At 60.8% G+C, this 22,853-nt stretch carries 25 protein-coding genes; all 25 read left to right on the forward strand.

Annotated features, from left to right (window positions below):
- The first annotated feature begins 101 nt into the window (after positions 1-101).
- The 25 genes from fliL to ACKZ62_RS08120 all read left to right on the forward strand — a co-directional run bounded on the left by fliL (position 102) and on the right by ACKZ62_RS08120 (position 22,833).
- Positions 102-608: a flagellar basal body-associated protein FliL gene (gene fliL, locus ACKZ62_RS08000; RefSeq protein WP_032887891.1), complete on the forward strand. Its 507-nt coding sequence runs from the start codon at positions 102-104 to the stop codon at positions 606-608.
- A 9-nt stretch (positions 609-617) separates the two neighbouring features.
- The gene (fliM, locus tag ACKZ62_RS08005; protein ID WP_010208755.1) at positions 618-1,586 is read left to right on the forward strand and encodes a flagellar motor switch protein FliM; all 969 of its coding nucleotides are present in this window, start codon (positions 618-620) and stop codon (positions 1,584-1,586) included.
- Positions 1,587-1,629: 43 nt separating this feature from the next.
- Entirely contained in the window at positions 1,630-2,097 is a 468-nt protein-coding gene (fliN, locus tag ACKZ62_RS08010; RefSeq protein WP_032887893.1) for a flagellar motor switch protein FliN, read from the forward strand.
- A gap of 1 nt (position 2,098) precedes the next feature.
- Positions 2,099-2,539: a flagellar biosynthetic protein FliO gene (gene fliO / locus ACKZ62_RS08015; protein WP_032887895.1), complete on the forward strand. Its 441-nt coding sequence runs from the start codon at positions 2,099-2,101 to the stop codon at positions 2,537-2,539.
- The gene (gene fliP / locus ACKZ62_RS08020; RefSeq protein ID WP_032887897.1) at positions 2,539-3,282 is read left to right on the forward strand and encodes a flagellar type III secretion system pore protein FliP; all 744 of its coding nucleotides are present in this window, start codon (positions 2,539-2,541) and stop codon (positions 3,280-3,282) included. The genes fliO and fliP overlap by 1 nt, the downstream gene beginning before the upstream one ends.
- A gap of 4 nt (positions 3,283-3,286) precedes the next feature.
- On the forward strand, positions 3,287-3,556 hold the full coding sequence (fliQ, locus tag ACKZ62_RS08025; protein WP_003214552.1) for a flagellar biosynthesis protein FliQ: 270 nt from the start codon (positions 3,287-3,289) through the stop codon (positions 3,554-3,556).
- A gap of 4 nt (positions 3,557-3,560) precedes the next feature.
- On the forward strand, positions 3,561-4,346 hold the full coding sequence (gene fliR / locus ACKZ62_RS08030) for a flagellar biosynthetic protein FliR (RefSeq protein WP_032887898.1): 786 nt from the start codon (positions 3,561-3,563) through the stop codon (positions 4,344-4,346).
- A 3-nt stretch (positions 4,347-4,349) separates the two neighbouring features.
- Positions 4,350-5,486, forward strand: coding sequence for a flagellar biosynthesis protein FlhB (gene flhB / locus ACKZ62_RS08035; RefSeq protein ID WP_095185434.1), 1,137 nt, complete (start codon positions 4,350-4,352; stop codon positions 5,484-5,486).
- A gap of 411 nt (positions 5,487-5,897) precedes the next feature.
- Complete coding sequence (locus ACKZ62_RS08040; RefSeq protein WP_032887903.1) at positions 5,898-6,101, forward strand: cold-shock protein; 204 nt, start codon at positions 5,898-5,900, stop codon at positions 6,099-6,101.
- A gap of 158 nt (positions 6,102-6,259) precedes the next feature.
- Entirely contained in the window at positions 6,260-8,374 is a 2,115-nt protein-coding gene (gene flhA / locus ACKZ62_RS08045) for a flagellar biosynthesis protein FlhA (protein WP_185160066.1), read from the forward strand.
- A 12-nt stretch (positions 8,375-8,386) separates the two neighbouring features.
- Positions 8,387-9,703 (forward strand): flagellar biosynthesis GTPase FlhF, encoded by a 1,317-nt coding sequence (flhF, locus tag ACKZ62_RS08050; RefSeq protein WP_032887905.1) that lies wholly within the window; start codon positions 8,387-8,389, stop codon positions 9,701-9,703.
- A gap of 106 nt (positions 9,704-9,809) precedes the next feature.
- The gene (fleN, locus tag ACKZ62_RS08055) at positions 9,810-10,643 is read left to right on the forward strand and encodes a flagellar synthesis regulator FleN (RefSeq protein WP_003192912.1); all 834 of its coding nucleotides are present in this window, start codon (positions 9,810-9,812) and stop codon (positions 10,641-10,643) included.
- Complete coding sequence (gene fliA / locus ACKZ62_RS08060; protein WP_015885174.1) at positions 10,640-11,380, forward strand: RNA polymerase sigma factor FliA; 741 nt, start codon at positions 10,640-10,642, stop codon at positions 11,378-11,380. The genes fleN and fliA overlap by 4 nt, the downstream gene beginning before the upstream one ends.
- Positions 11,381-11,550: 170 nt before the next feature.
- Positions 11,551-11,925: a chemotaxis response regulator CheY gene (locus tag ACKZ62_RS08065; RefSeq protein WP_160385018.1), complete on the forward strand. Its 375-nt coding sequence runs from the start codon at positions 11,551-11,553 to the stop codon at positions 11,923-11,925.
- Positions 11,926-11,943: 18 nt separating this feature from the next.
- A complete protein-coding gene (locus tag ACKZ62_RS08070; protein ID WP_032887907.1) occupies positions 11,944-12,732 on the forward strand; it encodes a protein phosphatase CheZ in 789 nt (262 codons plus the stop codon).
- An 11-nt stretch (positions 12,733-12,743) separates the two neighbouring features.
- Positions 12,744-14,939 carry a chemotaxis protein CheA gene (locus tag ACKZ62_RS08075; protein ID WP_447096509.1) on the forward strand — a complete coding sequence of 732 codons (2,196 nt, stop codon included), beginning with the start codon at positions 12,744-12,746 and terminating at the stop codon, positions 14,937-14,939.
- Between the two features lie 48 nt (positions 14,940-14,987).
- Complete coding sequence (locus ACKZ62_RS08080) at positions 14,988-16,127, forward strand: protein-glutamate methylesterase/protein-glutamine glutaminase (protein WP_032887910.1); 1,140 nt, start codon at positions 14,988-14,990, stop codon at positions 16,125-16,127.
- Positions 16,127-16,867: a flagellar motor protein gene (locus ACKZ62_RS08085; protein WP_032887912.1), complete on the forward strand. Its 741-nt coding sequence runs from the start codon at positions 16,127-16,129 to the stop codon at positions 16,865-16,867. The genes ACKZ62_RS08080 and ACKZ62_RS08085 overlap by 1 nt, the downstream gene beginning before the upstream one ends.
- Positions 16,868-16,882: 15 nt before the next feature.
- Entirely contained in the window at positions 16,883-17,770 is an 888-nt protein-coding gene (gene motD / locus ACKZ62_RS08090; RefSeq protein ID WP_032887913.1) for a flagellar motor protein MotD, read from the forward strand.
- A 50-nt stretch (positions 17,771-17,820) separates the two neighbouring features.
- Positions 17,821-18,609 (forward strand): ParA family protein, encoded by a 789-nt coding sequence (locus tag ACKZ62_RS08095; protein WP_032887915.1) that lies wholly within the window; start codon positions 17,821-17,823, stop codon positions 18,607-18,609.
- A complete protein-coding gene (locus ACKZ62_RS08100; protein ID WP_032887917.1) occupies positions 18,609-19,409 on the forward strand; it encodes a CheW domain-containing protein in 801 nt (266 codons plus the stop codon). Before ACKZ62_RS08095 ends, ACKZ62_RS08100 begins: the two co-directional genes overlap by 1 nt.
- A gap of 80 nt (positions 19,410-19,489) precedes the next feature.
- Positions 19,490-19,972 carry a chemotaxis protein CheW gene (locus ACKZ62_RS08105; protein WP_032887919.1) on the forward strand — a complete coding sequence of 161 codons (483 nt, stop codon included), beginning with the start codon at positions 19,490-19,492 and terminating at the stop codon, positions 19,970-19,972.
- Positions 19,973-20,365 carry a DUF2802 domain-containing protein gene (locus ACKZ62_RS08110; protein ID WP_032887921.1) on the forward strand — a complete coding sequence of 131 codons (393 nt, stop codon included), beginning with the start codon at positions 19,973-19,975 and terminating at the stop codon, positions 20,363-20,365.
- A 267-nt stretch (positions 20,366-20,632) separates the two neighbouring features.
- On the forward strand, positions 20,633-22,300 hold the full coding sequence (locus ACKZ62_RS08115) for a ShlB/FhaC/HecB family hemolysin secretion/activation protein (RefSeq protein WP_032887923.1): 1,668 nt from the start codon (positions 20,633-20,635) through the stop codon (positions 22,298-22,300).
- A gap of 11 nt (positions 22,301-22,311) precedes the next feature.
- Entirely contained in the window at positions 22,312-22,833 is a 522-nt protein-coding gene (locus ACKZ62_RS08120; protein ID WP_032887925.1) for a toxin-activating lysine-acyltransferase, read from the forward strand.
- The last annotated feature ends 20 nt before the right edge of the window (positions 22,834-22,853 follow it).

Raw genomic sequence — 22,853 nt, forward strand, 5'->3', positions numbered from 1 at the left:
GTGGTGTTCGTTCGTCTCTGCCTGCCAGACAACTCTGGCATAACACTTGCTCTTGCCTATCCGTAGATCTATGAATTCCCGAATAGTGACGGATTATTGGCATGGCGAAGAGCGACGACGCAGCAAAAGCACCCGCACCGGCAGGCAAAGGCAAGCTCAAGCTTATCCTGATGATAGTCGTGGGCCTGCTCCTGGCCATCGGGGCCTCGGTGGGCGGCACTTGGTACATCATGCATAGCAGTGCAAGCAAACCGGCACCTGCCGCCGAAACCGCCAGTAACGTCAAGCCACCGGCAATCTTCGAGCCGATGCTTCCGGCCTTTGTCGCCAACTTCAATCAGAACGGTCGCCAACGCTACCTGCAAGTGAGCATCACCTTGCTGGCACGGAATGCGGCGGACCTGGATGCCCTCAAAGTGCATATGCCGGTGATCCGCAACAACCTGGTGATGCTGTTCTCCGGGCAGAGCTTCGACACCTTGGCCACCCCGGTGGGCCAGGAAATGCTGCGCCAGAAGGTCACTGCCAGCGTGCAGGAAGTGGCCCAGAAGGAGCTCGGCAAAGTCGTGGTCGAGCAGGCGCTCTTCACTAACTTCGTATTGCAGTAGGATCACGACATGGCCGTGCAAGACCTGCTGTCCCAGGATGAAATCGACGCGCTGTTGCATGGCGTCGACGACGGTCTGGTACAGACCGAAATGGCTGCCGAGCCCGGCAGCGTCAAAAGTTATGACCTGACCAGCCAGGATCGCATCGTCCGTGGACGCATGCCGACGCTGGAGATGATCAACGAACGCTTCGCTCGCTACACCCGGATCAGTATGTTCAACATGCTGCGCCGCTCGGCGGACGTGGCGGTGGGCGGCGTGCAGGTGATGAAGTTCGGTGAGTACGTGCATTCGCTGTACGTTCCCACCAGCCTTAACCTCGTCAAGATCAAGCCGTTGCGCGGCACTGCGCTGTTCATCCTCGACGCCAAACTGGTGTTCAAGCTGGTGGACAACTTCTTCGGCGGTGATGGCCGTCACGCCAAGATCGAAGGCCGTGAATTCACCCCCACCGAATTGCGCGTCGTGCGCATGGTGCTGGAGCAGGCCTTCATCGATTTGAAGGAAGCCTGGCAGGCGATCATGGAAGTCAATTTCGAGTACATCAACTCGGAAGTGAACCCGGCCATGGCCAACATCGTCGGCCCGAGCGAAGCGATTGTGGTGTCCACTTTCCACATCGAACTCGATGGCGGCGGCGGCGACCTGCACGTGACCATGCCGTACTCGATGATCGAGCCGGTGCGCGAGATGCTTGATGCCGGTTTCCAGTCCGACCTGGACGACCAGGACGAGCGTTGGGTCAAGGCCTTGCGCGAAGACTTGCTGGACGTCGACGTGCCGCTGAGCGCCACCGTAGCCCGTCGCCAATTGCGCCTGCGGGATATTTTGCACATGCAGCCGGGAGACATCATCCCGGTCGAATTGCCGGAAGAAATGATCATGCGCGCCAACGGCGTGCCGTCGTTCAAGGTCAAGCTGGGTTCCCATAAGGGCAACCTGGCGCTGCAAGTGGTTGAGCCGATCAACCGTCGCTGATGCATCCCCTATTTATGAATGTTTGCTCCGCCGAGGACATGTAATGGCTACCGAACACGAAAACACTTCCGCCGAAGACCAGGCTCTGGCTGACGAATGGGCTGCGGCCCTGGAAGAAACCGGCGATGTTGGCCAGGACGATATCGACGCCCTGCTGGCCGCCGATGCCGCCACCGCCCCCGCAGGTAACCGCCTGCAGATGGAAGAGTTTGGCAGCGTGCCGAAGAACAACGACCCGGTGACCCTCGATGGGCCGAACCTGGACGTGATCCTCGACATACCGGTGTCGATTTCCATGGAAGTGGGCAGCACCGACATCAACATTCGCAACCTGCTGCAACTCAACCAGGGCTCGGTGATCGAGCTGGATCGCCTGGCGGGTGAGCCCTTGGACGTGTTGGTCAACGGCACCCTGATTGCCCACGGTGAAGTGGTGGTGGTCAACGAAAAGTTCGGCATCCGCCTGACGGACGTGATCAGCCCAAGCGAACGCATCAAGAAGTTGCGCTGATATGAAGCGGCTGATGGTGGGACTGTTGGTCGCGCTGCCATTGGGCGCTTGGGCCGCAGAGCCGGTGGCCCAGGCGGCCGCCGCGGCGGCGCCGGTCGGCAGCGGCCTCGGTGGCCAGTTGACCCAACTGGTGCTGGGGCTGTTGCTGGTGGTTGGCCTGATCTTCGTGTTGGCCTGGCTGTTGCGCCGCGTACAGCAGGTGGGTCCGGGTAACGCGCAGGTGATCGAGATGATCGGCTCCCGCGCCCTCGGCCCGCGTGATCGGCTGGTGCTGGTGCAAGTGGGTGAAGAGCAGATCCTGCTGGGCCTCACTCCTGGCCGCATCACCCCGTTGCATGTGCTCAAGACCCCAGTGAACGTGGATCAGTCCAAGCCCGCCACGCCCGAATTCGCTCAGCGCCTGATGGAACTGTTGGGCAAGGATCAGAAGGATAAGAAGTAATGCGCGTGTTATTGACGCTCATGCTGTGGCTGGCGGCGCCGTTGGCGTTTGCCGCCGACCCGTTGTCGATCCCGGCGATTACGCTGGGTACCAACGCGGCCGGGGCCCAGGAGTATTCGGTCAGCCTGCAGATCCTGCTGATCATGACCGCGCTGAGCTTTATCCCGGCGTTTGTGATGCTGATGACCAGCTTCACGCGGATCATCATCGTGTTCTCGATCCTGCGTCAGGCCCTGGGCCTGCAACAGACGCCGTCGAACCAGATCCTCACCGGCATGGCGTTGTTTCTGACCATGTTCATCATGGCGCCGGTGTTCGACAAGGTGAACCAGCAAGCCCTGCAGCCCTATCTGGCGGAAACCATCACCGCCCAGGTGGCGATTGACCGGGCACAGGTCCCTATCAAGGATTTCATGCTGTCGCAGACCCGCTCCAGTGACCTTGAGCTGTTCATGCGCCTGTCCAAGCGTACCGACATCGCGACCCCGGACCAGGCGCCGCTGACCATTCTCGTACCGGCCTTTGTGACTTCCGAGTTGAAGACCGCGTTCCAGATCGGCTTCATGATCTTTATCCCGTTCCTGATCATCGATCTGGTGGTGGCGAGCGTGCTGATGGCCATGGGTATGATGATGCTGTCACCACTGATCATCTCGTTGCCGTTCAAGATCATGCTGTTTGTGCTGGTAGACGGTTGGGCGCTGATTATCGGCACCCTGGCCGGCAGTTTCGGCGGGGTATAGCGCAATGACGCCAGAAGTAGCCGTCGACCTGTTCCGAGAAGCGCTGTGGCTGACCACCATGATGGTTGCCGTGCTGGTGGTGCCGAGCCTGTTGGTGGGCCTGCTGGTGGCGATGTTCCAGGCTGCCACCCAGATCAACGAACAGACCTTGAGCTTCCTGCCGCGCCTGCTGGTGATGCTGATCACCCTGATCGTCGCCGGCCCGTGGCTGGTGCAAACCTTTATGGAATACATCCTGCAGCTGTACGGCAGTATTCCGCAGTTGATCGGCTGATCGGGTGAATTCCCTGCTGGCATTGACCGACACCCAGATCAGCACGTGGGTGGCGTCGTTCATCCTGCCGTTGTTCCGCGTGACGGCCATGTTGATGGCCATGCCGGTGTTCGGCACGACCCTGGTGCCACGCCGGGTGCGCCTGTATTTGGCGGTGGCGATCACGGTGGTGCTGGTGCCGGGCTTACCGCCGATGCCGTCGGTGAATGCGCTGGACCTGAGTGCCCTGATGCTGATCGCCGAACAAGTCCTGATCGGTGCCATGTTGGGGTTTTCCCTGCAACTGTTCTTCCAGGCGTTTGTGATTGCCGGGCAAATCATCTCGATCCAGATGGGCATGGGCTTCGCCTCCATGGTCGACCCCACTAACGGTGTGTCCGCGGCGGTGATCGGGCAATTCCTGACGATGCTGGTGACCTTGCTGTTCCTGGCGATGAACGGGCATCTGGTGGCGTTCGAGGTGCTGACCGAAAGCTTCACCACCTTGCCGGTGGGGTCAGGGTTGGTGGTCAATCACTTCTGGGAAACGGTCGGGCGCCTCGGTTGGGTGCTGGGGGCTTCGCTGTTGCTGGTACTGCCGGCGATTACCGCATTGTTGGTGGTCAACATCGCGTTTGGCGTGATGACCCGTGCGGCACCGCAGTTGAACATCTTTTCGATTGGTTTCCCGTTGACCCTGGTTTTGGGCATGGGGATTTTCTGGATCGGCCTGGCCGACATTCTCAATCAGTATCAACCGCTGGCGACCGACGCCTTGCAGTTCTTACGTGATCTGGCACGGGCGCGCTGAGCCATGGCCGAGAGCGAGAGTGGTCAGGACAAAACAGAAGACCCCACGGAGAAACGTAAAAAGGACTCCAGGGAAAAGGGCGAGATTGCGCGCTCCAAAGAGCTCAATACCGTTGCCACCATGATGGCCGGTGCCGGCGCCTTGCTGATCTACGGCGGTGGTTTGGCGCTCGACTTGCTGGAGCTGATGAAGCACAACTTCACCTTGCCTCGTGAGGTGTTGCTCAACCCGGATGCGATGGGGCAATACCTGTTGCACTCGGGCAAGATCGCGATCCTGGCGGTGCAGCCCATCCTGATTACCTTGTTGCTGGCCGCGCTGATCGGTCCGGTAGCCCTCGGCGGCTGGCTGTTCGCCGCGAGCAGCATGGCACCCAAGTTCAGCCGCATGAACCCCGGAGCCGGGCTCAAGCGCATGTTCTCCGCCAAGGCCTTGGTGGAGCTGCTCAAGGCCCTGGCCAAGTTCATCCTGATTCTGTTTGTGGCGCTGATGGTGTTGTCGTCAGACATCGACGACCTGCTGCGTATCGCCCACGAACCGCTGGAGTCGGCGATCATCCACAGCGTGCAGGTGGTCGGCTGGAGCGCGCTATGGATGGCCGCCGGGCTGATCATCATTGCGGCTGTGGATGCGCCGATCCAGCTGTGGGAAAGCCATAAGAAACTGCTGATGACCAAGCAGGAAGTGCGCGACGAACACAAGGATCAGGAAGGGCGGCCCGAGGTCAAGCAACGCATCCGCCAGCTGCAGCGGGAAATGTCCCAGCGCAAGATGATGGCGTCGGTGCCCGACGCCGACGTGGTTATCACCAACCCGACCCACTACGCCGTGGCCCTCAAGTACGACCCGGAGAAGGGTGGCGCACCGATGCTGCTGGCCAAGGGCAGCGACTTTACTGCGCTGAAAATCCGCGAAATCGCCGTGGCCCACGACATTCTGTTGCTCGAATCGCCGGAACTGGCGCGGTCGATCTTCTACTCCACCGATCTCGATCAGGAAATCCCCGCCGGGCTTTACCTGGCCGTGGCTCAGGTGTTGGCGTATGTCTATCAGATCCGCCAATACCGTGCGGGCAAGGGCAAGCGTCCGGACCCGCTCAAGGATCTGCCGATCCCGCCGGAATTGCGCCGCGACTCCTGATTATCAGCTGCCCCGAACTCTCCCTCCCGGCTCCATCCTTCCCCCTACCACTCGTCGTTGTCGGTCGTCTACCTGTCAACTTTGACAGTAGCTGCCGTCCCTTTATCGCGGTTCCATAACACTGGGTTTTCCACGCACATTGCTGTACGTGAGGCAGAGGGTGTTGCAATGGAAGTGGTTAAAGGGACGGTCGAGGAATACGACCGCAAAACAGGGGAGGGAGTGATTGCAATGGATGGCGGCGACGAACGCGTGTTGGTGGATCTCACGAGTTCTGCAGGGATTTGGCTCAGAGAGGGCCTAAGGGTGCAATTTACGAGGATCCACCGCCCTGAGGGCGTATTCGCGTCCCATATCAAGATTATCCAGTGAGTCTCGTGTGGTGTGCTGAGCGAGGTCAGGAGAGCGGCAATGTCGACAGGTACGGTGAAGTGGTTTAACGGGGAAAAAGGCTATGGCTTTATCAGTCAGGATGGTGGGGGAGATCTCTTCGTCCACTATTCGGCGATCAAGGGCGAGGGCTATAAAACCCTTGAGGAGGGGCAGAAAGTGGAGTTCAAAGTAGAAACAGGTCAAAAGGGTGATCAGGCTACCGAAGTGCAAATCGTCAGTTGAATTGCCCGGCCTGATAGTGCTCCAGCGTGCTTGGGAGCAATCCGCGTTTTTTAAAGCAAAAGTTGGAAGGCTTCTTGCAATACCGCCTCCAGGACGCCTTCCGGCGTCAAAAGTTTGCTTCAAGGAAACGAGGAATACCGGTGGTGGATCGCTCTCAAATGCTCGGCACGGCCCGTACGACCCTGACTGACCTCTCGCGGGGCAATCTGGGTGTGCCGTTGTTGTTGCTGGTGATGCTGGCAATGATGATGTTGCCGATGCCGCCGTTCCTGCTGGACGTGTTCTTCACCTTCAACATTGCGTTGTCGGTCGTGGTCCTGTTGGTGTGCGTTTACGCCCTGCGGCCGCTGGACTTTGCGGTATTCCCGACGATCCTGCTGGTGGCGACCCTGCTGCGGCTGGCGCTCAACGTGGCGTCCACCCGCGTGGTCATGCTCCACGGCCAGGACGGCCACGCGGCCGCCGGTAAGGTGATCCAGGCCTTCGGTGAGGTGGTGATCGGCGGTAACTACGTGGTCGGTATCGTGGTGTTCGCGATCCTGATGATCATTAACTTCGTGGTGGTCACCAAGGGCGCCGGGCGGATTTCCGAGGTCAGCGCACGCTTTACCCTCGACGCCATGCCCGGCAAACAAATGGCCATCGACGCCGACCTCAACGCCGGTCTGATCGACCAGAATCAAGCCAAGACCCGCCGCCTGGAAGTGGCCCAGGAAGCCGAGTTCTACGGCTCCATGGACGGTGCCAGCAAATTCGTGCGCGGTGACGCCATCGCTGGCCTGTTGATTCTGTTCATCAACCTGATCGGCGGCATGGCCGTCGGTATCTTTCAGCACGGCATGACCTTCGGCGATGCGGGCAAGGTGTACGCCTTGCTGACCATCGGTGACGGTTTAGTGGCGCAATTGCCATCACTGTTGTTATCTACAGCTGCAGCCATCATGGTGACCCGTGCGTCGGGCTCCGAAGACATGGGCAAGCAGATCAGCCGGCAGATGTTTGCATCGCCCAAGGCGTTGGCCGTGGCGGCGGGCATCATGGCGATCATGGGTATCGTCCCGGGCATGCCCCATGTGTCGTTCCTGAGCATGGCGGCCATGGCGGGCGGTGGTGCCTACCTGTTCTGGAAGAAGCAAAATGCGGTCAAGGTCCAAGCCCTGCAAGAAGTTGCGCGTCAACAAGAACTGCTGCCATCGCCAGCCCGCGCCCAGGAAACCAAGGAGTTAGGCTGGGACGACGTGACCCCCATCGACATGATCGGCCTGGAAGTCGGCTATCGCCTGATCCCGCTGGTGGACCGCAACCAAGGCGGCCAATTGCTCGCGCGGATCAAGGGCGTGCGTAAGAAACTCTCGCAGGACCTGGGCTTCCTGATGCCCACCGTGCACATCCGCGACAACCTCGACCTGGCTCCGAGCGCCTACCGCCTGACCCTGATGGGGGTGATCCTGGCTGAAGCCGAGATCTATCCGGATCGCGAGTTGGCGATCAACCCAGGCCAGGTGTTCGGCAGCCTCAACGGCATTACCGCCAAAGATCCGGCTTTCGGCCTGGAGGCGGTATGGATCGAAATCAGCCAGCGCAGCCAGGCGCAGTCACTGGGCTATACCGTGGTGGACGCCAGCACGGTGGTCGCGACCCACCTCAACCAGATTCTGTACAAGCACTCCCACGAGCTCATCGGCCACGAAGAAGTCCAGCAATTGATGGGCTTACTGGGCAAAGCCTCGCCAAAACTGGCGGAAGAGCTGGTGCCCGGCGTGCTGTCGCTGTCGCAATTGCTCAAGGTGTTGCAGGCGCTGCTGGCCGAACAGGTACCGGTACGCGACATTCGCAGCATTGCCGAGGCCATCGCCAACAACGCCGCCAAGAGTCAAGATACCGCCGCGCTGGTGGCTGCGGTGCGTGTCGGATTGTCCCGTGCAATCGTGCAAAGCATTGTAGGGCTTGACTCTGAGCTGCCTGTGATCACCTTGGAACCAAGGTTGGAACAAATATTGCTCAATAGTATTCAGAAGGCAGGACAAGGCCAGGAAGAGGGCGTTCTGCTGGAGCCAAGCATGGCTGAAAAGCTGCAGCGTTCGTTGATCGACGCCGCACAGCGTCAGGAAATGCAGGGCCAACCGGTGATTCTGCTGGTGGCAGGTCCGGTCCGCGCGATGTTGTCGCGGTTTGGACGCTTGGCAGTACCGAATTTGCACGTTTTGGCTTATCAGGAAATTCCTGACAACAAGCAAGTGACTATCGTCGCGACAGTAGGGCCCAACGGCTGAGGGTAGTGGGTTATGCAAGTTAAGCGTTTTTTCGCCGCCGATATGCGTCAGGCCATGAAACTGGTCCGTGATGAGCTGGGCGCCGACGCCGCGATTATCGGTAACCGTCGTATTGCCGGCGGTGTCGAGCTGACGGCTGCCCTGGATTACACCCCCTCGGCGCTGGCGCCGCGTGTACCGAACATGGAGCTCGAAGACGAGCTGCGCAAGACCGCTTCGCGCATCGTCTCGGCCCAGGCTGAGCTGAGCATGCGTGGCGACAGCGATACCACCACCAATCGCCAGTTGTTCGCCGGGCTGCCGCTGACCGCTGCCGAACCACTGGTTGAGCCGACCTTCGTCGAGCCGCCGCGTCCTGCCGCGCCAGCCCCGGCCGCCGCAGTTGACCAGCGTGTGTTCGACTCGATGCGCTTTGAGCTCAACGGCCTGCGCGAACTGCTGGAAGTGCAGCTCGGCTCGCTGGCCTGGACGCAGTTGCAAGGCAGCAAACCGCAACAGGCCAACCTGTGGCGTCGCCTGCAACGCATTGGCTTGTCCGGCCCGTTGTCCCGCGACCTGCTGGCCCTGACCACCGAAATCGAAGAACCACGCCAGGCCTGGCGCATGTTGCTGGCCCACCTGGCGCGGATGATCGCTACCCCGGAAATCGAACCCCTGGAAGAGGGCGGTGTGATCGCCATGGTCGGCCCTGCCGGCATGGGCAAGACCACCACCCTCGCCAAGCTGGCAGCGCGTTATGTGCTCAAGTACGGCGCGAATAATATCGCGCTGGTGAGCATGGACAGCTACCGGATCGGCGCCCAGGAGCAGCTCAAGACGTTGGGCCGCATCCTCAATGTACCGGTGACCCACGTCGACCCGGGCCAGTCCCTGGCCAACGCCCTCGATCCGCTGCTGCGCAAGCGCGTGGTGCTGATCGACACCGCCGGCTTGCAAGCCAGCGACCCGGCGTTGCGCATGCAACTGGAAACCCTGGCCGGGCGTGGCATCAAGTCGAAAAATTACCTGGTGCTTGCAACCACCAGCCAAAAACAGGTTCTTACCGCTGCGTACCATAGCTACAAACGCTGTGGCCTGGCCGGTTGCATCCTCACGAAACTGGATGAAACCGCCAGCCTGGGTGAAGTGTTGAGCCTGGCTATCAGTCATGAATTACCGGTTGCCTACCTGACCGACGGGCCGCGGATCCCGGATGATCTTCATCTGCCGCGCCGTCATCAGTTGGTCAGCCGTGCCGTCAGCGTGCAAATGCAAGAAGAGCCTAGCGAGGAAGCGATGGCCGATATGTTCGCCGACCTCTACCACAACCCGGCAAAACGGGTCGGTTGAAGTCAGGATGAACACCGTGAAATGTACCTACATTGATGGTCTGCAAGCGATTCACGCGGCCAAGCCATGTAGCCTGCGTCTAAGCAAGACAAGGTAAAGAAATAAAATGGGCAGCATGCATCCCGTACAGGTGATCGCGGTGACCGGCGGCAAAGGTGGCGTCGGAAAGACTAACGTGTCAGTGAATTTGTCCCTGGCCCTGGCAGAGCTTGGCCGTCGCGTCATGCTGCTGGATGCTGACCTGGGGCTGGCGAACGTCGACGTTCTGCTGGGACTGACGCCCAAACACACCCTTGCCGATGTGATCGAGGGGCGCTGTGAGCTGCGCGACGTGCTGCTCCAGGGCCCTGGCGGGATCCGCATCGTGCCGGCTGCCTCCGGTACCCAGAGCATGGTGCACCTGAGCCCGGCGCAGCATGCCGGCCTGATCCAGGCATTCAGTGATATCGGCGACAACCTCGACGTGCTGGTGATCGACACCGCCGCCGGGATCGGCGAGTCCGTGGTCAGCTTCGTGCGCGCCGCGCAGGAAGTCCTGCTGGTGGTCTGCGATGAACCCACCTCGATCACCGACGCCTACGCTCTGATCAAACTGCTTAACCGTGACTACGGCATGAACCGCTTCCGCGTCCTGGCCAACATGGCCCAGAGTCCGCAGGAAGGGCGCAATCTGTTCGCCAAGTTGACCAAGGTCACGGATCGCTTCCTCGATGTCGCCTTACAATACGTCGGCGCAGTTCCCTACGACGAGTGCGTGCGCAAGGCTGTGCAAAAGCAGCGTGCAGTCTACGAAGCGTTCCCTCGTTCCAAATGCGCATTGGCGTTCAAGGCTATTGCCCAGAAGGTCGATACCTGGCCGTTGCCCGCCAACCCTCGTGGGCATCTGGAGTTTTTCGTCGAGCGATTGGTACATCAGACGAGCGCAGGACCGGTGCTATGACAGCGAATGGCTACAACGCCTACAAGAAATCTGCCCGTGACAGTCAGGGTGAGTTGATTGAGCGCTATGCGCCGCTGGTCAAGCGTATCGCCTATCACTTGCTGGCTCGCCTGCCCGCCAGCGTGCAGGTCGAGGACCTGATCCAGGCCGGCATGATCGGCTTGCTCGAAGTGTCGACCAAATACGATGCCAGCAAAGGCGCGAGTTTCGAGACGTATGCGGGTATCCGTATCCGTGGCGCGATGCTTGATGAGGTGCGTAAAGGTGATTGGGCGCCGCGTTCGGTGCACCGAAATACGCGCATGGTCAGCGACGCAATTCGTGCAATTGAAGCAAAAACCGGTCGCGACGCTAAAGATCATGAAGTTGCGGCCGAACTCCAATTGAGTCTCGACGATTATTACGGGATTTTGAACGATACCTTGGGCAGCCGCCTGTTCAGTTTCGACGACCTGTTGCAGGACGGCGAACACGAAGGGCTGCACGAGGACGGCGCGAGCGCGCATATGGAACCGTCACGCGACCTGGAAGATGAACGCTTCCAGGGTGCATTGGCGGACGCCATTGCCAACTTGCCCGAGCGCGAGCGGTTAGTGTTGGCGCTGTATTACGACGAAGAGCTGAACCTTAAGGAAATCGGTGAGGTCCTGGGGGTCAGCGAATCGCGTGTCAGCCAGTTGCACAGCCAATGCGCAGCCCGCTTGCGGGGGCGTTTGGGAGAGTGGCGAGCGCGCTGACAGGCAGTGTGGGGAGCATTGCAAAGCGATACCGCGAGGGTGATAGGCCTTCGTGGGTTCGATCCGTGGTGCCCCCGGCAGTCCTTTTTGTGTAATGCCTGTTGATTGAAATGGCGCGTCCAGGTGCTGGGCGCGTTTAAGACTGCTTGGAGGTCGAATTGGACAAGAACATGAAAATCCTCATCGTTGATGACTTCTCAACGATGCGGCGGATCATAAAAAACCTGTTGCGTGACCTTGGGTTCACAAACACGGTCGAGGCGGATGACGGCCTTACGGCGATTCCGATCCTCAACAGCGGGAGCATCGACTTTCTGGTAACAGACTGGAACATGCCGGGCATGACCGGTATCGACTTGTTGCGCCACGTGCGTGCCGACGAAAAACTGCGCAGCCTTCCCGTGTTGATGGTGACCGCCGAAGCCAAGCGTGAACAGATCATCGAAGCCGCCCAGGCCGGGGTCAACGGTTACGTAGTCAAGCCATTCACTGCACAGGCCTTGAAAGAGAAGATCGAAAAGATCTTTGAACGCATCCACGGCTAATGCCATCGCGGGGGAGCTATGGAGCATAAAGAAACGTCACAGGGAGACTTTGAGTCGACCCTGAAAAAGCATGCTCACCAGTTGGTCGACAGCCTTGAAAAAGGCCACTTCGGCGACGCGGTGCAGTTGATCCATGAGCTCAACCAGACCCGTGACCGCGGCCTGTACCAGGAAGTGGGCAAGCTCACACGCGAGCTGCACAGTGCGATCGTCAATTTTCAGATTGACCCGCACATGCCCCAGGCCGAAGAAATCTCGCAGATCACTGATGCCACCGAACGCCTGTCCTATGTGGTCAGGCTGACCGAGGCCGCGGCCAACCGCACCATGGACCTGGTGGAAAATGCCACGCCTCTGGTCAACGGCATGGCCAATGAAGCCCAGGCCCTCAGCGTTGACTGGGGCCGCTTCATGCGTCGCGAAGTCGGGGCTGAAGAGTTTCGTGAATTGGCCCGTCGGGTCGACGGTTTCCTGTCGCGCAGCGAACAGGAAAACCGCACGGTTTCCAGCAACCTCAATGACATTCTGCTGGCCCAGGATTACCAGGACCTCACCGGTCAGGTGATCAAACGTGTAACCCAGTTGGTTACCGAAGTGGAAAGCAATTTGCTCAAATTGGTGCTCATGGCTGGCCAGGTAGACCGTTTTGCCGGCATCGAACATGACCGCGAAGCGATCCTCTCTGAAAAAGATCCACAAAAACATCTCGCCAAGGGTGAAGGTCCGCAGATTCATGCCGATAAACGTGAAGACGTTGTGTCAGGTCAGGATGACGTAGATGACCTGTTATCCAGTTTAGGCTTCTAAGGAGCACCCACATGAGCTTCGGCGCCGATGAAGAGATCCTTCAGGATTTCCTTGTAGAGGCCGGCGAAATTTTAGAGCAACTGTCCGAACAACTGGTCGAGCTGGAAAGCCGACCGGATGATGCGAACCTGCTCAATGCAATTTTTCGCGGTTTTCATACTGTAAAAGGGGGCGCCGGCTTCCTCCAGCTCCATGAGCTGGTGGAGTGCTGCCACATCGCCGAGAACGTGTTCGACATCCTGCGCAAGGGTGAGCGTCACGTTGATTCGGAATTGATGGACGTGATTCTCGAAGCACTGGATGCGGTCAACGGCATGTTCAGCGAAGTTCGCGAACGTGCCCCGATCACGGCGGCCACCCCGGAACTGCTGGCCGCCCTGGCGCGCTATGCAGAGCCGGCCGACACCACGGCAGCGCCGGTGGTTGAGGCCGCGCCTGAGCCGGTGGCGGAGCCTGAAGCGGATGTGACGGACAATGAGTTCGAACAACTGCTCAACTCCCTCAGTGCCGTCAAGGCCGAAGCTGAAGCACCGGCCGCCGTTGCCCCGGCAGCGGCACCGACCAGTGAAGACATCACCGACGCCGAGTTCGAATCCCTGCTCGACCAGTTGCACGGTAAAGGCCAGTTCGCCGCCGATGCGGTGGCGCCTGTCGCGGCTGCCGAAGCGCCTGCGGCCCCGGCCAGCACCGACATCACCGATGACGAATTCGAAGCCTTGCTTGACCAGTTGCACGGCAAAGGCACGTTTGCGGTCGACGCCCTGCCGGAAGTGGCGGCAGCGCCTGCTGCGGCGGCGGCTGCCAGTGCCAAGCCTGCGGACGATGGGTTGATCTCTGATCACGAATTCGAAGCGCTGCTGGATGATTTGCACGGCAAGGGCAAGTTCAGCGAAGTTGCCCCAGCGGCTGCAGTCGCCACGGCAGCACCGGCTGCTGCTAAAGCGGCTGCGCCTGCGCCTGTGGCCAAGCCCGCAGCCCCGGCTCCAGCACCTGCGCGTGCGGCTGCGCCACCACCGGCGGAAAAACCCGCCAGTGAAGCCGAAACCACCGTGCGGGTTGATACCGCGCGTCTGGACGACATCATGAACATGGTCGGCGAGCTGGTACTGGTGCGTAACCGCCTGGTGCGCCTGGGCTTGAGCAGTGGCGATGAAGCCATGCAGAAGGCCGTGTCGAACCTCGACGTGGTGACGGCTGACCTGCAAACCGCGGTGATGAAAACCCGGATGCAGCCGATCAAGAAAGTCTTCGGCCGCTTCCCGCGCCTGGTTCGTGACCTGGCGCGCCAGCTGAAGAAAGAGATCAACCTGGAACTGGTGGGTGAAGAAACCGACCTCGACAAAAACCTTGTCGAGGCCCTGGCCGACCCGCTGGTCCACTTGGTGCGCAACGCTGTCGATCACGGTGTCGAAACCCCTGAAGAACGCGAAGCCTCGGGCAAGTCCCGTGGCGGCAAGGTGATTCTGGCGGCGGAGCAAGAAGGCGACCACATCCTGCTGTCGATCACCGATGACGGCAAGGGCATGGACCCGGCGATCTTGCGCAATATCGCCGTCAAGCGTGGCGTGATGGACAAGGACGCCGCCGACCGCCTGACCGACACCGAGTGCTACAACCTGATCTTCGCCCCTGGCTTCTCGACCAAGACCGAGATTTCCGACGTGTCGGGCCGTGGCGTGGGCATGGACGTGGTGAAGACCAAGATCAGCCAGCTCAATGGCTCGATCAACATCTACTCGACCAAGGGCCAGGGCTCCAAGATCGTCATCAAGGTGCCGTTGACCTTGGCGATCATGCCGACCCTGATGGTGATGCTGGGTAACCAGGCGTTCGCCTTCCCGTTGGTCAACGTCAACGAGATCTTCCACCTCGACCTGTCGCGCACCAACGTGGTGGACGGTCAGGAAGTGGTGATCGTGCGTGATAAAGCGCTGCCGTTGTTCTACCTCAAGCGCTGGCTGGTTGCATCGGCGGCCCATGAGGAGCAGCGCGAAGGCCATGTGGTGATTCTCTCGGTGGGCACTCAGCGGATCGGCTTTGTCGTCGATCAACTGGTTGGCCAGGAAGAAGTGGTCATCAAGCCTTTGGGCAAAATGCTGCAGGGAACCCCGGGCATGTCGGGTGCGACCATTACCGGTGACGGTCGGATCGCGCTGATTCTCGATGTTCCGAGCATGCTCAAGCGTTACGCCGCACGGCGTATTTGATTCTGGCGGGGCAGGGCGGTAATGCCCGCCCCGCCTAACGGAGTGTTTATGGCAGTCAAGGTCCTGGTGGTGGACGATTCGGGTTTCTTCCGCCGCCGCGTCTCGGAAATTCTTTCCGCCGATCCAAGCATCCAGGTGGTCGGTACGGCCACCAACGGTAAAGAGGCGATTGATCAAGCCATTGCGCTAAAGCCGGACGTGATCACCATGGACTACGAGATGCCGATGATGGATGGCATCACGGCAGTTCGGCACATCATGCAACGCTGCCCGACCCCGGTATTGATGTTCTCCTCGCTGACCCATGAAGGTGCCCGAGTGACCCTCGATGCGCTGGATGCCGGTGCGGTGGACTTCCTGCCGAAGAATTTCGAAGACATCTCGCGCAACCCCGATAAGGTCAAGCAACTGCTGTGCGAGAAAGTCCACAGTATTTCCCGCAGTAACCGTCGCAGCCTGTTCAGCGCCCCAGCACCCGCCCCGGCGCCGGTAGCTGCGCCGTCTGCGCCCACCAGTTCCTCGTTCAGTCGCCCGGCGCCTGCCCCGGTTACCCGGCCTGCGCCGCCGCCGGTACGCACGTCGGCACCGGCTGCCGCGCATGCTCATTCGCCAGCGCCCAAGCGCAAGGCTTACAAGCTGGTTGCCATTGGGACTTCCACCGGTGGCCCGGTGGCCTTGCAGCGCGTATTGACCCAATTGCCGGCCAACTTCCCGGCGCCGATCGTGTTGATCCAGCACATGCCAGCGGCGTTCACCAAAGCGTTTGCCGAGCGTCTGGACAAGTTATGCCGCATCAGCGTCAAGGAAGCCGAGGATGGCGACATCCTGCGCCCTGGCCTGGCGTTGCTGGCCCCAGGCGGCAAGCAGATGATGGTCGATGGCCGTGGCGCGATCAAAATCCTTCCGGGTGACGAGCGCCTCAACTACAAGCCGTGCGTGGACATTACCTTCGGTTCGGCGGCCAAGTCCTACGGTGACAAAGTTCTGGCGGTGGTGCTCACCGGCATGGGCGCCGACGGTCGTGAAGGCGCGCGCCTGCTCAAGCAGGGCGGCAGTGCGATCTGGGCCCAGGACGAAGCCAGCTGCGTGATCTATGGCATGCCCATGGCCATCGTCAAGGCTGACCTGGCCGACGCCGTTTACAGCCTGGACGACATCGGCAAGCATCTGGTGGAGGCCTGCCTCTGATGGATGTATTGAGCCTGATCGGCATCATCATGGCGTTTGTCGCCATTATCGGCGGCAACTACCTCGAAGGCGGCCACCTCGGCGCCCTGGCCAACGGCCCGGCGGCGCTGATCGTGATTGGCGGCACCGTGGGCGCTGCGTTGTTGCAGTCACCGATGAGCTCGTTCAAGCGTGCGATGCAGATCGTGATCTGGATCATCTTCCCGCCACGTGTCGACTTGGCCGGTGGCATCGACAGGGTGGTCAACTGGAGCCTCACCGCACGCAAGGAAGGCCTGCTGGGCCTGGAAGGCGTGGCCGATGCCGAGCCCGACAGCTACTCGCGTAAAGGCTTGCAGTTGTTGGTCGACGGTGCCGAGCCGGAAGCGATCCGCAGCATCCTGGAAGTGGATTTCTACACCCAGGAAAGCCGCGACATCAACGCCGCCAAAGTGTTTGAAAGCATGGGCGGCTACGCGCCGACCATCGGCATCATCGGTGCAGTCATGGGCCTGATCCACGTGATGGGCAACCTGGCCGACCCTTCGCAATTGGGCAGCGGCATCGCCGTGGCGTTCGTCGCGACTATCTATGGTGTGGCCAGTGCCAACCTGGTGCTGTTGCCGGTAGCGAGCAAGCTCAAATCCATTGCCATGCGCCAGTCCCGTTACCGCGAGATGCTGCTCGAAGGCATTCTCTCGATTGCCGAGGGCGAGAACCCGCGCTCCATCGAATTGAAGCTTCAGGGCTTCATGGATTGATGGGGAGTAATGCCAATGAGCCGTCGCCGTCGCGAGCCTGAGGAACACGTCAACCACGAGCGGTGGCTGGTGTCCTATGCGGACTTCATCACCTTGCTGTTCGCATTTTTCGTGGTGATGTACTCCATCTCGTCGATCAACGAAGGCAAGTACAAAGTCATTTCCCAGGCGCTGATCGGCGTGTTCAACGACGCCGACCGTTCGCTCAAGCCGATACCCATTGGCGAAGAGCGGCCCAAGAGCGTGACCCCGGCCAAGCCGCTGGTCAACGACAGCGACGAAACCGCTGCCGGCGTGGGCGGCACCAGCGATCCGCTGAAAAGCATCGCCGATGACATCAGTGCCGCGTTTGGCGACCTGATCAGCTCCAACCAGATGACCGTGCGCGGCAATGAGTTGTGGGTGGAGATCGAGCTCAATTCCAGCCTGCTGTTCGCCAGTGCCGATGCGTTGCCCAGCGACCAGGCGTTCACCATCATCGACAAGGTGGCGGCGATCCTCAAACCTTTTGAAAACCCGGTCCACGTCGAAGGTTTTACCGACAATGTGCCGATCAGCACCGCGCAATACCCGACCAACTGGGAGCTGTCCTCGGCCCGTGCCGCCAGCATCGTGCGCATGCTCGCGATGCAGGGTGTGAACCCCGGGCGCCTGGCGTCGGTGGGGTATGGCGAGTTCCAGCCGGTGGCCAATAACGCCACCCTGGAAGGCCGCGCGCGCAACCGTCGGGTGGTGTTGGTCGTCTCACGCAACCTGGATGTGCGCCGTAGCCTGACCGGCACCGGCACCGCCAATGCAACACCGGATGCGGCCTTGAGGCGCGCTGGCACACAAACTGCACCGGCCCCTGCAAAGCCGCCGGTTCGGCAGAGTGCCGTCAATTCTCCGTCACCGGCTCAATAACCTATGCAATGTCTCGGTCGCGCACGTGCCCACCGGGAGGAACCATCCGAATGAGAGTCTGGGCAGTTGCCAATCAAAAAGGTGGAGTCGGCAAGACCACCACCTCCATCGCTTTAGCCGGCTTGCTGGCCGAGGCGGGCAAGCGTGTGGTCGTGGTCGACCTCGACCCCCACGGCTCGATGACCAGCTATTTCGGTTACGACCCGGACGCGCTGGAGCACAGCAACTATGACCTGTTCCTGCACAAGGGCAGCGTGCCGAGCGACTTGCCCGGCCAACTGCTGTTGCCGACCAGTAACGAGAGCATTTCCCTGCTGCCGTCCAGCACCGCGCTGGCCACCCTTGAGCGCCAGTCGCCGGGGCAGAGCGGCCTGGGCCTGGTGATCGCCAAGACCCTGGCGCAACTGTGGCAGGACTTCGATTACGCGATCATCGACAGCCCGCCGTTGCTTGGCGTGCTCATGGTCAATGCCTTGGCGGCCAGCCAGCAGTTGGTGATCCCGGTGCAGACCGAGCACCTGGCGGTCAAAGGCCTGGAACGCATGGTCAGCACCCTGGCGATGATCAACCGCTCGCGTAAACAGGCGCTGCCGTACAGCATTGTGCCGACCTTGTTCGATCGCCGTACCCAGGCGTCCCTGGGCACGTTGCGCGTATTGCGTGACGCCTATCCGCAGACCATCTGGAACGGCTACATCCCGGTGGACACGCGCCTGCGCGATGCCAGCCGCGCCGGGCTGACGCCTTCGCAGTTCGACGGTAAAAGCCGTGGTGTGTTGGCCTACCGCGCATTGCTCAAGCACCTGCTGTCCCAGCAGCTTGTTGCGCAGGTGGCGTGATGAATCGTCCTGTCGAACTCAAGACCCGGCCGCAACTGGCACTGGAATCCTACCTGGATGCCTTGTTGCAGGAAGCCACTGCAGAAGAATTGCCGGAACCGATCCTGGTCCTGGAACCTGCGGTAGAAGAACCGTCGTCCAGTACCCTGGATGAGTTCCAGTTGGCCGTATTGGAAGAGCAGGCGCGTGATGCCTACGTCGCGCCGGTGATCGTGCCGGTCGCCGTCCCGGTGGTCATGCCCGTCGCGCCGGTGGTGGTCGAGCCCGTGGTGGAAGTGCACCTGCCACCGAATATTACGCCGCCGCCCGTGAGCGGCGATGGTCGTCCGGCCTGGGCGGCGGAGCCTTTCGAATGCCTGCTGTTCGACGTCGCCGGCTTGACCCTTGCGGTGCCGCTGGTGTGCCTGGGCTCGATCTACTCCCTGGCCGGCCAGGAACTGACGCCGCTGTTCGGGCAACCGGAGTGGTTCCTCGGAATCCTGCCGAGCCAGGCCGGTAATCTCAAGGTACTGGACACCGCGCGCTGGGTGATGCCCGATCGCTACCGCGACGACTTCCGCCAAGGCCTGCAATACGTGATCTCGGTGCAGGGTTACGAGTGGGGGCTGGCGGTGCATCAAGTCAGCCGCTCGTTGCGCCTGGACCCTAACGAAATCAAATGGCGCAGCCACCGGGGCCAGCGGCCTTGGTTGGCGGGCACTGTAATCGAACACATGTGCGCGTTGCTCGACGTCGCCGAACTGGCCGAGTTGATCGCCAGCGGTGCCGTCAAGTCGATGCCCGTGAACATACGCAGTTGATTGAACAATAAGGGCCGCACGCGAGTGCGGTCGACGAAGCACACACGCCGTTCGTAACGGCATTTGAAGGGGTCATGGGTATGAATAAGTCAGCATCTGCACAAGGTTTGGATGATCCGATCCTGCAATGGGTTACCTTCAAACTGGACAACGAAACCTACGGCATTAACGTGATGCGCGTGCAGGAAGTGCTGCGCTACACCGAGATCGCCCCGGTTCCAGGTGCGCCGAGCTACGTGCTGGGCATCATCAACCTGCGCGGCAACGTGGTGACGGTGATCGACACCCGCCAGCGTTTTGGCCTGGATACCGTCGAAGTCAGCGACAACACCCGTATCGTCATCATCGAAGCCGACAAGCAAGTGGTCGGGATCATGGTCGACAGCGTGGCCGAAGTGGTTTACCTGCGCCAATCGGAAGTGGAAACCGCGCCGAACGTGGGTAACGAGGAATCAGCCAAGTTCATTCAGGGCGTGTGCAACAAGAACAACGAACTGCTGATTCTGGTTGAGCTGGACAAGATGATGAGCGAAGAAGAGTGGTCGGATCTGGAGAACATCTGATTGTTCCTTGAAGCAGCAGTGATTGTCCTGGCCCTGCTGTGGGCCGGGACGCTGGCGTTTATGCTGCGCTATGTGCGCCAGCAGCGAGAATTGGCCATGCAACAGGCCGAGCGCGATGCGCTGCGCGACCGGCGCATTCTGGAGCTGGTCAAGCGGGTTGATCACTTCCAGCAAAGTGCGGTGAGGGTCGGGGATGAGGTGCATGAACTGCGCGCCATCCTCGCGCCGTTGCCGGACAAGCTGGCGCAGATTGAGCAGCGCGACCCAGCGAGCCTGTCGTTTGCCCAGGCAGCGAAGCTGGTGGGCATGGGCGCGACGGTGGATGAACTGACCCAATCCTGCGGTTTGACTCAGGCTGAGGCGCAATTGATGAGCAAATTGCACAAAAACTGAGGATTAATTTTTACACCTGAAAAACCGCTATAACCCTTGAGTTAGAGCGTTGCAATGTGACAGTCCTGGCGGTCTGCAGTGGCCGCTTTTGCGAATCAAGTCACAGTGCCATGTTTTGCTGGGGCACTTTTGTGTCGTTGTGGTGACAAAGCCTGCGCATGTAGGAAGTTTCACTCACAAGGATGCGAAATGTCTCTCGTCGCTGTATCTAGAACAAAACCATCAGTTTTGCTGCAGTCGTGCGTTTCCACCTGTACTGCAGTTGGTTTGCTAGCCAGCGCGGCTGCGTTTGCGGCCGAGCCGCAAGCGCCAGCCCAGCAATTGATCCAGCAGCAACAGCGCGAGCGTGCACAACGCGAGCAGCTGGAACCGTCGCCCGACGTTCGCCTGCAAGCGCCCCAAGACACCGAAGCCAGCCTGCGCCTGCCGCGCGATGAAACGCCGTGCTTCAAGATCGACCGCGTGGTGCTCAGTGGCGACCAGGCCGAGGATTTCCAGTGGGCCCTGCGTGCCGCCAACCCGTCCGATGATCCAGTGCAAGGGCGTTGTGTTGGCGCGCGCGGGATCAACCTGACCATGAAGCGCATCCAGAATGCGATCATCGCCAAAGGTTTTATTACCACCCGCGTGCTGGCCCAGGCCCAGGACTTGAATCAGGGCACCCTGTCCCTGGTGGTGGTGCCCGGCCGGATCAAACACATCCGTTTTGCCGCCGGTACTTCGGCCCGCGCCAACTACTGGAATGCGATGCCCGCGTCCGATGGCGATGTGCTGAACCTGCGCGACATCGAACAGGCGCTGGAAAACTTCAAGCGCGTGCCCACCGCCGAAGCCGACGTACAGATCACCCCCGCCGAAGGCGCCGATGCGCAGCCGGGTGAAAGCGATGTGGTGATCGCCTGGAAGCAGGCCGTGCCCGTACGGGTCAGCCTGTCGGTGGACGACTCCGGCAGCAAGCAGACCGGCAAGTACCAGGGCAACGTCGCGCTGTCGCTGGATAACCTGGCGACCCTCAACGACCTGTTCTACATCAGCTTCAACCACGACCTCGGCGGCGGCGAAAGCGGCGACCGTGGGTCCAAGGGCCACACCATTCACTATTCGGTGCCCTACGACTATTGGCAGTTGAGCCTGACCTCCAGCGAATACGACTACCACCAGACTATCGCCGGGGTGAACCAGGCGTATTCCTACAGCGGCCGCAGCCGGACCAATGAGGTGCAGCTGTCGCGCGTGATCTATCGCGACGCGGTGCGCAAGACCACCGTGTCCCTCGGAGGCTGGAGCCGTACCTCCAGCAACTACATCGAAGACACCGAAATCGAATTTCAGCGCCGGCGCATGGCCGGTTGGCAGGCCGGGATCAATCACCGTGAATTCATCGGTGCGAACACCCTCGACCTTGGCGTCGGCTATCGCCGTGGCACCGGTGCGCGCGATGCCTTGCGCGCACCCGAGGAAGAAAACGGCGAAGGCACGTCGCGCTCGCAGATCATTACCGCCAACGCGCAATTGCAAGTGCCGTTCAGCGTCGGCCAGCAGAAGCTGCGTTACATCGGCGGCTGGCGCGGGCAATGGAACCGCACGCCGCTGATTCCCCAGGACCGCTTTTCAATCGGTGGGCGCTACACCGTGCGCGGCTTTGATGGCGAGCAGATTCTGTCGGCGGAACGCGGCTGGACCTTCAGCAACGACCTCGGCCTGAGCCTGGGCAACACCGGTCAGGAGCTCTATCTGGGCGTGGATTACGGCCAGGTTGGCGGGCATTCCACCGAGTACTTGCTGGGTCGCCGCCTGGCCGGTGCGGTGGTAGGCCTGCGCGGCGGCTACAAGCAGTTTTCCTATGACATCTACACCGGCAAACCTCTGGAAAAACCCAAGGGTTTCCAGACCGCCGACGTGACCAGTGGCTTCAGCGCCAACTGGTCATTTTGAAGGAGGCCAGCATGTCGGATGACACCCTCGAAGTGCTCGCGCCCACGGGGCCCGACAGTCCCATCGACGAAGCCCAGGTGTTGGGTTCGGCGGTGTGGTTGTGGATGCACTCGGCGGCGCATCGCGATGCGCCATTGCACAGCCTGTCGACCCTGTTGCTGCCGGCGATCAAGCGCCGTCAGTTCATCCTGATCAGCGAAGCGGGGCGCCCGGTGTTTTTCCTGTCGTGGCTCAACCTCAGTGCCGAGGCCGAGGCGCGCTACCTGCGCGAACCAGCCGTCTGCCTGCCTGCCGCGGACTGGGACAGCGGCGACCGCCTGTGGATCAACGACTGGGTCGCGCCGTTCGGGCATACCCGACGAGTCAGCGGCCTGTTGCGACGGCGGCTGTGGCCCGGGCGGATCTTCCGTTCGCTGTACCACCGAGGCGATGAGCGCGGACTGCGCGTCATGAATTTCCAGGGTATCGCCGTCCTGGACCTGGAGGCGCAAGCCTGGTTTGCCACTCACCCGTTACCCAGCGACGCGCTCTGATCAGCCACCGCGCAAAGGAC

Source organism: Pseudomonas sivasensis (assembly GCF_052938085.1).